This window comes from Kitasatospora sp. NPDC093102 (assembly GCF_040683915.1).
In the GTDB taxonomy this organism is placed as follows: Bacteria; Actinomycetota; Actinomycetes; order Streptomycetales; family Streptomycetaceae; genus Kitasatospora.
The window spans coordinates 21,069-34,639 of sequence record NZ_JBFBFA010000016.1 but is presented as its reverse complement, the minus strand read 5'-3'; the positions used below and the strand labels follow the sequence as shown (position 1 = coordinate 34,639).

Genomic DNA, 13,571 nt, shown 5'->3' with positions numbered 1-13,571 from the left:
CCGCTCACCCCAGGGTCAGCAGGTCCAGCACGTCCGCCCGCTCCTCCCCGCGTTCCCCCTCCAACCCGCACAGCGCCAGCAGCACCCCCGCCGCGCCCGTGTGCAGGTCCGCCGAGAAGCGCCGCAGCCGCATCCCCGGCACCAGCAGCCCCTCCGGCCGGGCCACCAGGTGCCACTGGAGCCTGCGCACCTGCCCGAGCACGGCCTCCCGCGCCGGCGCCCCGCCCAGTCGGTCCAGCGACAGCGTCAGCCCGACCCGCCCCCGGAACAGCCCCGGCTCCCGGATGAACCCGGGCGCGCAGACCTTCCGCACATCGGCCAGGAAGGCCTCGCCGCCCGGCAGCTCCCCGTGCTCCAGGTACTCCCGAAGCACCAGCGCGATCCCGCTGCTGCCCCGGTCCAGGTACGCCAGCCGGCGCCCGGCCTCCAGTACCTGCATCGACCCGTCGGGCACCCGGACGCACCGTGCCACCGCCTGCTCCAGCGCCGTGCGCCCGGAGTCCAGCAGCCACCGCTCACCGGTCCGCCGGTACAGCCGCAGGTGCAGCAGCGCGATCCCCGCCAGCCCGTACAGCAGCCCGGCGGCCGCGGGCTCGGCCAGTCCGGGCACCGGCTCGCCGCGCAGCACCGAGGCCAACTCCCGTGCGTCGTCCAGTGCGTGGGCCAGCTCCCGGGGGCTGTCCAGGGCGTCCGCCAGCCGCAGCCGGGCGAGCGCGGAGCCCGACCGGCCGCCGAACAGGCCCACCTCCCGCGCCGGGCGGGCAGTACGGGTCCGCTCCAGCAGTTCCTCCGCCGCCTCCGCCCGACCGATCCGGGCCAGCGCCAGCGCGATGCCGAGCGGCCCGTCGTACAGCCCCCCGGTGCCCGGGCGGTCCGCCCGCCGGCGCACCGCGGCGACCAGCCAGTCCGCGTACTCCTGCGGCCAGTCGGCCCCGGCGCGGTGCAGCGCGTACAGCACCCCGGCCGCGCCGTGCGCCACGCCCGTACCGCCGTCGGCGAAGCCGGCCACGTCCCCGGGGAAGAGCCGGTCCGGCCGGTCCGGGGTGGCGCCGGCGTGGATGCCCGCGATCAGCTCCCGGCGCACCGGGCCCGGCGAGGGCCCGTCCAGCAGCTCCCGCCCGCGCCGCTCGCTCGCCGACTCCACCCGTGCCACTGCCGAAGGGCGCGCCGGCCCCTCCTCCGGTCCCAGTCCGAACCACTCGCGCGCCCGCCGTTCCAGCGCCGGCAGCTTGCCCGGGTCACAGTCGGCCAGCTCCATGACCGGCATCAGCAGCATCAGCCAGGTGCCCCACAGGAGGTAGCGGTCGGCCTCGGCGCCGTCCAGGCCGGGCGGGACGTGCTGTCCGGCCGCGCCGGCCACCGGCACCCGCCGGTCGTCCAGCTCGGCCGCGTACTCGAAGTCCACCAGCACCACCGATCCGTCCGGCCGGAGCACCACATTGGCCGGGTGGAGGTCCCCGAACCGCACGCCCCGCGCGTGCAGGGCGCCGAGCGCCTCCGCCAGCCCGTCCACCACCCCGCCCACCCACCGCGTGTACTCGGCGCGCTGCTCGGCGGTGCAGTTCTGGTGCACCAGCGGGTAACGCCGGATCGCCTCGGCGAACAGCTGGACGCCCTCGATGTGCTCCTGCACCAGGAAGGTGTGCTCCCACACCGTGCGCACCTCGTGCAGCCGGGGCACGCACTCCAGCCCGGCCAGCCGTTCCAGCGCCCACTGCTCGCGCCGCAGCCGGGTCAGCGCGTCCGCCCCGGCGCCGTCGAGTCCGGCGTACGGGCGGGCTTCGCGCAGCACCACCCGCTCGCCGGTGCCGTGCCGCTCCGCCACGTAGATCCCGCCGGCGTTGGAGAACTGGAGCACCTCGACGATCCGGTACGGAAGGTCCCCGGCGGCCGCCTCCCGGGCGGCCAGGTGCGGGCGCAGCGCCGCCGGCGGCTCGACCCAGCCGGGCAGCCGGAACACCGGCTCGCGCCGGTCCGGCACCAGCGCGCCGGACGGTTCCCGCAGGGCCGGGACGGGCCGTCCGGCCTCGTCCTGGCACCACAGCTCGACGAAGGCTCCGTAACGGGCGTACACCGGGGCGTTGCCGATCCGCAGGTCGGTGAGCACGTACGGCCCGGGAAAGCCGTCCAGCGCATCGGCCAACTCCTCGGCCAGGGAGAGGAATTCGGCATCCGTGGCCGGGTAGACGGCGATGAACTTGCCGCTGCTGCCCCGCCCCATGAACTTGCCGTTCGCCACCCGCAGCGCCGCCGGGCTGCGCAGGAACTTGAACGCCACCCGGCGGGCGACGCAGATCCGCGCGACGACGGCCAGCGTCCGCTCGGCGCAGTCCTGCGCAGCCGACACGTGCAGCTTCCAGCCCTGCTCGGGCAGGTGGCCGCCGGCGGGCCGCAGCGCCGTCCACAGCCCGCGCTGCTCGCGCCGCCAGCCCTCGGGCGGCTCGTCGAGGTCCAGGAGGTAGCGGCTCTCCCGGTCCGGCAGCCGTCCGGGGGTGTCGTAGTACGTCGGGTCGGCGAGGCAGTACAGCTGGGTCTCCTGGGCGCCGTCCATGGCGCGCCTCCTGTTCCGAAGTCTTCCGGAGTCTTCCGGTGGCGGGCGGTGTGCACGGGCGGCGGGTCAGACGGCGGGGCTCAGCACCGGTCCGCGCCGCACCGGAGGCGCCCAGGTGACCACGGCCGCGCAGAGCGCGATGGCGAGGGCCAGAACGGCGAAGGTCCGGGTGCCGCCGAGCGAGCCGAGCAGGATGCCGCCGACCAGCGGGCCGAACGGCTGGATCAGGGTGGACAGGAAGCCGGCCGCGCTCTGCACCCGGCCGATCCGGTCGGGCGGCGCGGCGACCAGCATGCCGGAGACGAAGCCGATGCTCGCGACGGTGGACAGGCACATGCAGACCGCGCAGAGCAGCCCGATCACCAGCGGGACCCGGGTCAGCACCAGCACCCCGGCGGTCAGCGCACAGGCCCAGCAGGCGAGCGCGACCAGGCTGCCGTCGCGGGCCCGGGCACCCAGCCTCGGGGCGAGCAGCGCGCCGGCCAGGGTGCCGGCCGCGGTGCAGGAGACGACGGTGCCGCCGCCGAGGCCGGAGCGGCCCCCGTCGGAGGCGACGGCCAGGGTGGCGAACATCAGCGCGCTGAACGCGAAGTTCATCCCGAGGCCGAAGATCAGCAGCAGGGTGCGCAGGTAGGGCCGGCGCCAGATGAAGGCCAGTCCGGCAGTCAGTTCGGCCCGGCTGAACACCGGTCCGCTCGCCGTGGCGGGCCGCGAGCGGGTCCGGATCAGCGCCACGCAGATCGTGGACAGCAACAGTCCGACGCCCTCGGCGAGGAACGGCAGCACCGGGTGCCAGGCGAACAGCGCCCCGCCGCCGAGCGGTCCGGCCAGCCGGGCGGCGGCGCCGCGCGCCTGCATCCGGGAGGAGGCCTCGCGGGCCTGCCCGGTGGGCACCACCGCACGCAGCAGGGCGCCGGCGGCGGGCCCGTAGACGCCGGCGATCAGCGCCCCGGCCGCGGCGACCAGCAGGACCAGCGGCAGCGGGGTGTGCCCGCGCAGCACGGCGACGACCAGCGCGCTGACCGCGAGCAGGCTGAAGATGTCGCAGATCCGCATCAGCCGGCGCCGCTCGATGCGGTCGGCGAGCACCCCGCCGGGCAGCGTGGTGAGCAGCAGCGCGCCGACCGAGACGGTGCCGATGGCGCCCGCCCGGGCGGCCGAGCCGGTCTCCCGCAGGACCAGCAACGGCAGGGCGATCGAGGCGAGTTGGGAGCCGAGCGAGGCCAGTAGGCCGCCGGTCCAGAGCAGCCGGAAGTCCCGGTTGCGGGCGAGCGGGGTGGGTTCCATGGCCGTCCTCCGTGGTCGGCGGGGGCACCCGGGGGTGCGGATCGGGCCGGGGCGGTCCCGTCTCGGCGGGGCCGCCCCGGAAGCCTTGCGGTGAACGGCGGCCGGGGGCGGCGGTGCGTCCGCCCCCGCGCGCGGCCCGGTGTCCGGACTCCGGTCAGGCGGTGGTGGTCTCGGCGCCGTGGATGTAGCTGATCAGGCTCACGCAGATGCCGCCGTCGGAGGCCCCACCCTGGATCTTGATCGCCTGAAGGTCCAGGACGTTGGCGGTGTGCGCCTCGACCTCCGGGGTCTCCTCGTTCTCGCCGACGTTCTGCTGCTCCATGTTCTCGGCCATGGTCGAACTCCCTTTCACACGGGGGTGGTTATGGCTCCGGCGAGCGGCTGCCCGCCGTTGCCGGCCATCGTGGGCCGGGCCGGCTGTGCGCGGCTTCGGGGCCGGTTGGGAGCCGGTATGTCCACAGGCCGGCGCGGCCGTGCCGGTCCGAGGGACCCTCGGCCGGCCCGCCCGGGAGGCCCCCTCACCCCGCTCCACCTGCGGCCATACCGTTCGCCGGGCGTTCTCCAACCGGGCCCGAAGCCGTGGCCGCAACCCTGGCCCGGAACGCCCGTGCACATCCGTTCCGCTCCGCCGCGCACGCCCGCACAGCGAAGGACGACCGAAGGACGGCCACCATGCCCTGCCCACTCTGCGCCCAGCCCGTCGGCACCAACGACCAGTTCTGCCCCTCCTGCGGCACCCCCCGGAACGCCGCCCTCGACCTGGCCGCCGAGGAGCGCAAGCTGGTCACGGTTGTCTTCTGCGATCTTGTCGACTCCACCGCCCTGTCCGGCGCGCTCGACCCGGAGACCCTGCGCGAGGTGATCCTGCGCTACTTCGAGCGGATGCACCGCCGGATCGAGGCGCACGGCGGCACCCTGGAGAAGTTCATCGGGGACGCCGTGATGGCCGTCTTCGGCGTCCCGGTGATCCGCGAGGACGACGCCCACCGGGCGCTGGCCGCCGCGCTCGCCATGCTGGAGGACCTGGAGGACCTCAACACCGAGCTGGACGCCACCCTCGGGGTCCGCCTGGACGTCCGGATCGGGGTCAACACCGGCCAGGTGGTGGCGGGTTCGGACGCCTCGGCGCGCCAGGCACTGATCTCCGGCGAGACCGTGAACATCGCTGCCCGGCTGCAGACCCAGGCCGCGCCCGGCCAGGTGCTGATCGGCCCGCAGACGTTGCGCGCGGCCGGGCCGGCCGCCCAGGTGGACGAGGTCGGCCCGCTGCACCTCAAGGGCAAGGCCGAGCCGGTCACCGCCTACCGCCTGCTCGGCCTGGACGAGGACGACCCGGAGCTGCTGCGCCGCTTCGACGTCCCGCTGGTCGGCCGGGAGCGCGAACTGGCCCAGCTGGACGTCGCGTTGGCCCGGGTGGCGGGCGGCCAGGGGGCCGAGCTGCTGCTGGTGGCCGGCGAGGCGGGCATCGGCAAGACCCGGCTGGTGCGCGAGTGGCGCGAGCGGGTCGGCCGGCGCACCGCGCGCTGCGGCACCGCCCGCTGCCGCAGCTTCGGCGAGCAGGGCGTGCTGGCGCCGCTCGCCGAGGCGGTCCGGACCCTGCTGGACGAGCCCGAGGGCGCCGCCCCCGCCGAGGCGCTGGCCCGGCTGGACGAGGCGACGGCTCCGGGCCTCGACGCCCGCCGCTCGCTGGAGCTGCTGGCCGCGATCCTGCGCGGCCGCACCGTCGAACGCCCGGCCGTCCTGGTCCTGGACGACTGCCAGTGGGCCGGCCCGGTGCTGCTGGACGCCGCCGAGCGGCTGACGGCCGAACTCGGCGCCGCCCCTGTGCTGCTGCTCTGCCTGGCCCGCCCCGAGCTCCCGGCGGCCCGCCCGGAGCTGCCGACACTGCCGGTCGGCGGCCTGTCCTGGGACGAATCCGCCCTGCTGGCCGCCCAGTTGACGGAACTGAGCGCTCACCAGGACGCGGTGCCCACCCGGCTGCTGGAGCGCGCCGAGGGCAACCCGCTGCACCTGGAGGAGCTGCTGGCGGCCCTCACCGAGGCCGAGGGCCCCGCCCTGGCCGACGAACTGCCGCCCACCGGAAGGGCGTTGCTCAGTGCCCAGATCGACGGGCTGGAGCGCGACGAGCGCGCCACCCTCGACCTCGCCGCCGTCCTCGGCCGCGCCTTCACCGCCGCCGAACTCGCCGAACTCGCCCACGGCGGCAGCGACATGGACGCCTTCGCGGACCCGGAGGACGACGTCTTCACCGGCCCGATCGACGGCCTGCCGGCCGACCCGTCCGCCGGGGGCGACGACACCCCGCCGCGGCTGCACGCCGCGCTGGCCCGGCTGGCCGAGCTGCGGCTGGTCGAACCGACCGGCACCGGCTACCGGTTCAGCAGTGGCCTGGTCCAGGAGTCGGTCTACCAGTCGATGTCCAAGCGGGCCCGCGCCGAGCGCCACGAACGTGCCGCCGGCCTGCCGGCCGTCCGCTCCACCGGGGACGCCGCCGTCGGCGGCCACCTGGAGCGCGCCCACCGCTACCGGCTCGAACTCGGCCTGCTGGACACCCGCACCGACGTGCTGCGCACCCGCGCGGCCACCGCCCTCGGCGCCGCCGGGGCCGGCGCACTGGCCCGCGCCGACCTGCCCGCCGCCACCGATCTGCTGGAGCGCGCCGTCCGGCTGCACTACCCGGGCGAGCGCGCCGCCGGCCCCGCGCTGCGCCGCCTCGGAGAGGCCCGGCTGGCGCTCGGCCGCACCGAGGAGGCGCTGCCCGTCCTCGCCCAGGTGCGGGACGCGGCCGCCGACCCGCTGGACGCCGCGCACGCCCGCCTCACCCTGGCCGCCCGCGGCCTGCCGCCCGGCCAGGACCAGCCCGCCGCGACCGCCCGCGCCGTGCTGCCGCTGTTCACCGACAGCGGGGACGACCTCGGCCGGGCCCGGGCCGGGCTGCGGCTGGCCGAGGAGCACCTGCTGGCCGGCCGGCACACCGAGGCCGAGCAGCTGCTGGACCAGGCGCTCGGCCAGGTCTCCCGCACCGACGCCGAGCTGGACCGGGCCACCGTGCTGGCCGCGCTGGCCGCCTCGCTGCTGGCCGGCCCCGAGCCCGTCCCGAACGCGACCTTCCGGCTGCGCGCCCTGCTCGCCGAGCACGGCACCGGCCGGCGGACCGTCCGGGTCGCGCTGAACGGCCCGCTGGCCGTGCTGCTGGCGCTGCGCGACCGCCCCGAGGAGGCCGAGCTGCTGCTCGCCGAGGCGAACGGCCTGGCCGGGGAACTGTCGCTGGCCGAGGCGATGGTCGCACTGCCCGCGCTGACCGCCCAGGCGGCGGCCGCGCTCGGGCAGAGCGGCCAGGCGCTGGACCTGCTCGCCGACGCCGCCGAGATCGCCCGCCACCAGGGCAGCGCCGCCCCGCTGCCGCGCCTCGCCCTGACCACCGCCCGGGTCCTGCTGGACACCGACCGCCCGGCCCAGGCCGCCCGCCACCTGGACGGCGCGGACGCCGTCGCCCCGCTGCCCCCGGTGCTCGCGGTCGAGCTGGACGCGCTGCGCGGCCGGCTCGCCGCCGCCCGGGGCGAGGCCGCACCGGCACTGGACCTGACCGCCGCCGCCCTGGCCGCCGCCGGGGCCACCGAGTCGCTGCTGCTCCAGGCGCTGACCGCGCTCGACCGGGCGCACGCCCTGCTGCTGCTCGACCGCCCCGCCGAGGCCGCGGTGGCCGCCGCCACCGCCCGGGACCGGTTCGCCGCCAAGGGCCACCTGCCGGGCGTGCGGCGCGCCGAGCGGCTCGGGGGCACCCGGTGAACGGCCGGGCCGGCCTCACCTGGAGCCTGCGCGACCGCACCCCCGCGGAGCTCCCGGTGCTCGCCGACCGCCTCGCCGACGGCAGCGCGGGCACCGGCAAGGGCGTGCGGGTCTGCGTGGTCGACTCCGGGGTCGAGCCCGACCACCCACTCGTCGGGCCCCTGCAGGGCTCCTGGGCGGTGGTCAAGGACCCGGTCACCCGGGAGCTCGCCGTCCGACCCGACACCACCGGTGACACCTGCGGGCACGGCACCGCCTGCGCGGGCATCATCCGCCGCACCGCCCCGGACTGCGAGCTCTACAGCGTCCGGGTCCTCGGCGAGCGCTTCACCGGCACCGGCGACATGCTGATCGCCGGGCTGCGCTGGGCCGTCGGGCAGGGCTTCGACGTGGTCAACCTCAGCCTCTCCACCACCCGGACCCGCTTCCTGGAGGAGCTGCACGCGATCGCCGACGACGCCTTCTTCGCCCGCACCGCGATCGTCGCCTCCGCCCACAACACCCCGGTGGAGAGCTATCCGTGGCGGTTCTCCTCGGTGATCTCGGTGGGCAGCCACCAGGAGGAGGATCCGGAGCTGCACCTGTACAACCCGGCGCCCCCGGTGGAGTTCTTCGCCCCCGGCCAGAACGTCCGGGTGCCCTGGCTCGGCGGCGCCACCATCCGCACCACCGGCAACAGCTTCGCGACCCCGTACGTGGCCGGGCTCTGCGCCCGCATCCTGTCCCGGCAACCGCGGCTGACGACCTTCCAGCTGAAGAGCGCGCTCTACCTCACCGCGGCCAACGTCCAGGTCCCTTCCACCCCCACCCCGGAGGCGCCCGATGACCCTCAGCACTGACCCCGCCGTCGACCCACTGGCCCGCGAGCTGCTCCAGTCCGTGGTGGACGTCGCCCGGGCGATCTTCGGCGCCCAGGCCGGCTCGGTGTGCCTGCTCGACGAGGAGGCCGGGGAGCTGGTCTTCCAGGCCGTCTCCGGGCGCGGCGAGGAGTCGCTGGTGGGCCGCCGGTTCCCGGCCGGCCGGGGGATCGCCGGCTGGGTGGCCGCCTCGGGCGAGCCGATGGTGGTGGACGACCTGGGCGCCAACCGCACCTTCGACCGGGACTTCGCCGAGTCCACCGCGTACGTCCCGACCGCCCTGATGGCCGCGCCGCTCACCCACGGCAGCCGGGTGCTCGGCGTGCTGGAGGTGCTGGACCCGGCCCCGCAGGCCCGCGCCGGCCTGCCCGGGCTGGACCTGCTGGCCATGTTCGCCCGCCAGGCCGCCGCCGCCCTGCGGGTGATCGCCGAACGCTCCCCGGCCCCCGAGCCGGTCCCCGACCGGGCCGCCGCCCTCGGCCTGCTCGCCGACCTGGAGGAGCTGCTGCGCCGTCAGCCCTGAGCGTCCAGCCTGGCGATCTGCCCGCGCTCCAGCGCGGCGTACACGGTGCCGTCCGGGGCGACGGCGATGCCGTGCGGCTCGGCGCCCTCGCCCGGGACCGGGTGGCCGTCGAGCCGCCCGTCCGGGCTGAGCACCCCGATCCGGCCCGCGCCCCACTCGGTGAACCAGAGCCGGCCGTCCGGTCCGGCCGCGATCGCGTGCGGCCTGGCCGAGCGGTCGGCCAGCGGGTGCTCCGCCACCTCCCCGTCCACGGTGATCCGCCCGACCAGCCCGCCGCCGATGCCGACGTACCAGAGCGCGCCGTCCGCCCCGGCGGTGATCCCGACCGGCGCGGTGCCCTCGGTGGGCAGCCGGTGGACGGTCACCTCGCCGTCCGTACCGACCCTCGCCACCGCGTCCGCCTGGTTGAGCGTGCACCACAGCGCGCCGTCCGGGCCCGCGGCGATCAGCGACGGGAAGGCCCCGGCGATCGGCAGCGGGTACTCCGTCACCCGGCCGTCGACGGTGATCCGTCCGACCCGGTTCGCGTTCAACTCGGTGAACCAGAGTGCACCGTCCGGCCCGGCCGCGATCCCGTACGGCCCGGCGTTCCCCGTCGGCAGCCCGAACGAGCCCGCCTCCCCGTCCGCCGTGATCCGCCCGATCCGGTGGTCCCGCATCCGGCTGAACCACAGCGCCCCGTCCGGCCCCGCCGCGATCACCGCCGGCCCGCACTCCGGAGCACCGAGGTCATGGCGTTCCACCGTCCCGTCCGGGCCCAGCCGCCCGACCTCCCCGCTGTGCACCAGCGTGAACCAGACACCCCCGTCGGGCCCCACGGCCACCCCGTACGGCCCGGCCCCCGACTCGGCGACCTCGATCAGTTCCATGCGACCCCTCCCCAGCACTATCGCGACTTGCGTCGCTTTAGTGTCGCATGCCGCCCCCACCCCGGCAACCCGGTTCGGCGTCACGACATCGCGTCTCCCCGGTGTCCCCCGCCCGCGCCTCCGGACCGCCCGGACTGCCGAACCCGCCCTACTCCCCCGCCGCCGTCGCCCGTCCCGGGTCACCACGCAGGACGGAGACGACGCCCATCCCGGCGGCGCAGACCGGGACGGCGAGCAGGGCGCCGATGATCCCGGCGATCCCGGCGCCGGCCACCACGGCGACCATGATGGTGGCCGGATGCAACTCGACCGTCCGGCTCTGGATGACCGGCTGGAGGATGTTGCCCTCGATCATCTGCACCGCGAGCACCACGCCGAGGGCCCACAGGCCGGTGCCCAGGCCACCGTCGGCGAGGGCCACCAGGACGGCCGCCGAGCCGGACAGGAAGGCGCCGACGAACGGGATGTACGCGCCCATGAAGACCAGTGCGCCGAGCCCGGGCGCGCCCGGCACCCCGAGGGCGACCAGGCCGATGGTGATGAAGCCCGCGTCGATCAGGGCGATCAGGGTGGTGCCGCGCATGTACCCGGCCATCGCGTCGAAGGCCCGCTCGGCACAGGCGATCACGGTCGTGGCGCTGCGCTCGGACAGGTAGGAGCGGATGGCGTCGCCGGTACGGTGGCCGTCCCGGAGGAAGAAGAACACCAGGGCGAGCGCCAGCACCCCGCCGGTGACCAGCTGGGTGAGCAGGCCCAGCCCGGAGAGCACGCCGTTGGTGAGGGTGGAGACCAGCGAATTGGTCTCGCCCTTGGCGTTGCCCAGCGCGTGCTGGATCTTCGCCCCGAACGGGCCGAGCCAGACGGACAACCGCCGCCCGGCCTCCGGGAGCGAGGCGGCGATCTGCGGGGCGCTGTGCACCAGGGAGTTGACCAGCAGGGAGATCACCCCGCCGACCGCGGCGACCAGCACCGTGCAGGTCAGCCCGGCGGCCAGGCCCCGTCCGACGCCCCGGCGCACCAGCCAGGGCACCACCGGGTGGAGCAGCGAGGTCCCGAGCAGTGCCAGGACGAACGGCACGGTCGCGGCCCGCAGTTCGACCAGCGCGAAGACCACCAGCGAGGCGACGGCGATCAGCAGGATCACCGCCGCCGACCAGGCCGCCGCCTGCCGCAGCCCGGGCGGCAGCATCAGGTACGGCCTGCGCCGGTCCGGCTGCCGTCGCTCGTCGGGCGCGTGCTCCGCGGACACGGCCACCTCCGCCGGGGGTCGTCGATGATTCCGAACCGCCCCAGCTCAACAGAGGTTCCGGCGGGCTGCCCGCCGGACCGGCCGCGAACACCCGAACGAGCTACTGGGGTGCCTCGAACCGCACCGCGCCTTCGTCACCTGCCCCCGCGAAGGCCAGCACCCGCTCCGCCTCGGCCTCCGCCGCCTGCCGGTCGGCCCGGCACAGCGGCGCGAAGGGGACGACGGCCACCTCCCGCTCGCCGGTCAGCCGCCAGGTCCCGGCGACCAGCCCGTCCACCAGCAGCGTCCCGTGCACGATGCCGTTCTGTGTCATCACCCGGCCGCGGTGCTCCTCGGGCAGCACCCGGGTGCGGTCCGCGTGCGAGAGCAGCAGGTTGTCGAACGGGGCGACCAGCCGCACCGGCGCCGGGGTGTCCGCGTCCGGACGGGGTGCCTCGGGCAGGTCGTACAGCTGCCGGCCCTGCTCGTCCCGGAGGGCCAGCAGCCGTGGTGCGAGCCGCCGCAGCACCGGGGCGAGGCCGGCCAGGCCGCACCACTTGCGGAGGTCCGCCGCGGAGGCCGGGCCGAAGGCGGCGAGGTAGCGCAGCACCAGGTCGTCCGGGCTGGGCGACGGGTCGAGCGGGCGGCCGAGCCAGGCCTCGGCGGTGGTGTGGGCGGCCGGGCCGCCGCGCCCCCACAGCCCGCGCGGCGGGACCTGCACCAGCGGCAGCCGGCAGCGGACGGCCTGGGCGAGGGCGGCCGGGTCGCGGTCCCGGCGGCCGGCGGCGAGCAGCGCGCCGAGCTGCTGGAAGGTGCGCGGCTCCTCCTCCACCAGTGCGCGGGCCTCGGCAACGAGCGCGTCCAGGTCCAGCCCGGTGAGCCGTTTGCCGTAGGTGGTCCGCAGTGCCTGGTCCAGCATCGGCTGGAGCAGCGGGCGCAGCGTCAGGCAGTCCTCGGCGGTGACGAGGTGGATGGTGCCGCGTTGGAGGGCGATCCGGACCACCGCCCGCTGCTCGATCAGCGCGCTCAGCTGCTCGGGCGTGAAGCCGTCGAGCCGGGCGAGCAGGCCGAGGTACGGCGGCTGGGGTGCGGCCTGGGCCTGGAGCCCGCCGAGGTGGTGGATCAGCGCGGCGGGTGCCAGGTCGGTGCGGGCGAGGAGGTGCTGACGGGCCAGCAGGGCCCGGCCGAGCGCCCGCTGCCCGAGGACCGGTCCCGGCGCGGGCACGCTCACCGGCGGCCGTCCAGCACCGAGCGCAGGACGCCGACCCGGTTGGAGGTGATGGACGCGACGCCGGTGTCGCGCAGTCGGCGCATCGTGCGGCGCAGGTCGGCCGTCCAGGTGGAGACGGCGAGCCCTTCGTCCGCCGCGGCGGCGGTGAACTCGGGGGTGACCAGGCCGAACGGGGGGTTGAGGTAGCGCGGGCGCAGGTCGTCCAGCAGGGCGCGCACGGGCATCCGGGGCTGCTTCCAGGTGAGCGCGATCTCGGCGTCCGGGCTCAGCTCGCGCACCGCGAGCATGGCGCTGACGGGGCCGCAGAAGGCGACCGCCCGTTCGGCGCCGAGCCCGGTGACCACCGACCAGGTGGCGGCGGCCGGCCCGGGGTCGTCCAGGTCGATCAGCAGCCGGCGGCCCTCGACGGCGGCCACCGCCTTGACCGCCTCGGCCAGGGTGGGGACGGCGAGCGGGCCCCGTCGCAGCTCCTCCAGCTGTTCGGCGGTGACCCGGTCGATCGGGCGCGGGTCGCCCCAGAGCCGCTCCAGGGTGCGGTCGTGCAGCAGGACGGGCACCCGGTCGCGGGTGAGCTGGACGTCCACCTCGACGGCGTCGGCCCCGGCGGCCAGCGCGGACTCCACGGAGGGCAGGGTGTTTTCACGGAAGCGGTACGGGTCGCCGCGGTGGGCGACGGCGAGCGGCTTGGCGACGGCGTTCAACGGATCCTTCCGGCGAGCCAGGGAGTGAGGTCGTGGACGCCGATGGCCTCGCGGTGGCTCGGCTCCCCCGGGACGGTGACGATCAGCGTGGTGGACGGTGGGAAGGTGCGCACCTTGACGTGCACGAGGTCGGACCAGACGGCGTTCAGGAAACCGGGGACGCGGTCGCGGTCGACGTCGAAGGCGATGCCCTCGACGGTCACGGTGACCTCGTCGTGGGTGAACAGCCGGACGGTGACGGCGGGGCGGCCGTCGAACTCCAGCAGCGCCTCGTGCGGGATGGCGTCCGGTTCCCCGTCCAGATCATCCGGACCGGCCGGGCCGACCAGCCCGGCGAAGGTCCGGTCGCGGCCGATGTCGTGCTGGGCGCGGACGGTGCGGCCGTGCCGGCCGGCCACGGCCTCGATCGCGAGCACGGCGCTCTGGGTGGTCGGCAGGTGCGGCGGTGGCATCCGGGCCTCTCGTTCGGTTCCGCTTCGTTCCGGGTCGTCCGGCGTCGTTCCGGCCAGCTCGGGGAGTCGTGTTGTTCCGGGTC

The 13,571-nt window shown here is 76.3% G+C and carries 11 protein-coding genes; 3 read left to right on the top strand and 8 right to left on the bottom strand.

The window, feature by feature from the left end:
• Nucleotides 1–4 precede the first annotated feature (4 nt).
• The 3 genes from lanKC to AB0O11_RS21440 form a co-directional block, all read right to left on the bottom strand.
• On the bottom strand, nt 5–2,551 hold the full coding sequence (gene lanKC / locus AB0O11_RS21450; protein WP_363389211.1) for a class III lanthionine synthetase LanKC: 2,547 nt from the start codon (nt 2,549–2,551) through the stop codon (nt 5–7).
• A 66-nt stretch (nt 2,552–2,617) separates the two neighbouring features.
• Complete coding sequence (locus AB0O11_RS21445) at nt 2,618–3,838, bottom strand: MFS transporter (RefSeq protein WP_363389209.1); 1,221 nt, start codon at nt 3,836–3,838, stop codon at nt 2,618–2,620.
• A gap of 154 nt (nt 3,839–3,992) precedes the next feature.
• Nucleotides 3,993–4,172, bottom strand: coding sequence for a hypothetical protein (locus AB0O11_RS21440; RefSeq protein WP_363389206.1), 180 nt, complete (start codon nt 4,170–4,172; stop codon nt 3,993–3,995).
• 338 nt (nt 4,173–4,510) lie between these two features.
• Between AB0O11_RS21440 and AB0O11_RS21435 the strand changes: the two genes are divergently transcribed.
• Genes AB0O11_RS21435 through AB0O11_RS21425 form a run of 3 tightly spaced genes read left to right on the top strand, consistent with a single transcriptional unit; the run spans nt 4,511 to nt 9,007 of the window.
• Complete coding sequence (locus AB0O11_RS21435; RefSeq protein WP_363389203.1) at nt 4,511–7,627, top strand: adenylate/guanylate cyclase domain-containing protein; 3,117 nt, start codon at nt 4,511–4,513, stop codon at nt 7,625–7,627.
• Complete coding sequence (locus AB0O11_RS21430; protein WP_363389201.1) at nt 7,624–8,466, top strand: S8 family serine peptidase; 843 nt, start codon at nt 7,624–7,626, stop codon at nt 8,464–8,466. Before AB0O11_RS21435 ends, AB0O11_RS21430 begins: the two co-directional genes overlap by 4 nt.
• Nucleotides 8,450–9,007 carry a GAF domain-containing protein gene (locus AB0O11_RS21425; protein WP_363389198.1) on the top strand — a complete coding sequence of 186 codons (558 nt, stop codon included), beginning with the start codon at nt 8,450–8,452 and terminating at the stop codon, nt 9,005–9,007. Before AB0O11_RS21430 ends, AB0O11_RS21425 begins: the two co-directional genes overlap by 17 nt.
• Here AB0O11_RS21425 and AB0O11_RS21420 read toward each other — a convergent pair.
• The 5 genes from AB0O11_RS21420 to AB0O11_RS21400 all read right to left on the bottom strand — a co-directional run bounded on the left by AB0O11_RS21420 (nt 8,998) and on the right by AB0O11_RS21400 (nt 13,488).
• Complete coding sequence (locus AB0O11_RS21420; RefSeq protein WP_363389195.1) at nt 8,998–9,876, bottom strand: virginiamycin B lyase; 879 nt, start codon at nt 9,874–9,876, stop codon at nt 8,998–9,000. The genes AB0O11_RS21425 and AB0O11_RS21420 overlap by 10 nt on opposite strands.
• Before the next feature lie 148 nt (nt 9,877–10,024).
• Complete coding sequence (locus AB0O11_RS21415) at nt 10,025–11,125, bottom strand: AI-2E family transporter (RefSeq protein WP_363389192.1); 1,101 nt, start codon at nt 11,123–11,125, stop codon at nt 10,025–10,027.
• A 100-nt stretch (nt 11,126–11,225) separates the two neighbouring features.
• Nucleotides 11,226–12,335, bottom strand: coding sequence for a winged helix DNA-binding domain-containing protein (locus tag AB0O11_RS21410; RefSeq protein WP_363389189.1), 1,110 nt, complete (start codon nt 12,333–12,335; stop codon nt 11,226–11,228).
• Nucleotides 12,332–13,036, bottom strand: a complete 705-nt coding sequence (locus AB0O11_RS21405) for a glycerophosphodiester phosphodiesterase (protein WP_363389186.1) — start codon at nt 13,034–13,036, stop codon at nt 12,332–12,334. Before AB0O11_RS21405 ends, AB0O11_RS21410 begins: the two co-directional genes overlap by 4 nt.
• Nucleotides 13,033–13,488 (bottom strand): hypothetical protein, encoded by a 456-nt coding sequence (locus AB0O11_RS21400; RefSeq protein WP_363389183.1) that lies wholly within the window; start codon nt 13,486–13,488, stop codon nt 13,033–13,035. Before AB0O11_RS21400 ends, AB0O11_RS21405 begins: the two co-directional genes overlap by 4 nt.
• Nucleotides 13,489–13,571 lie beyond the last annotated feature (83 nt).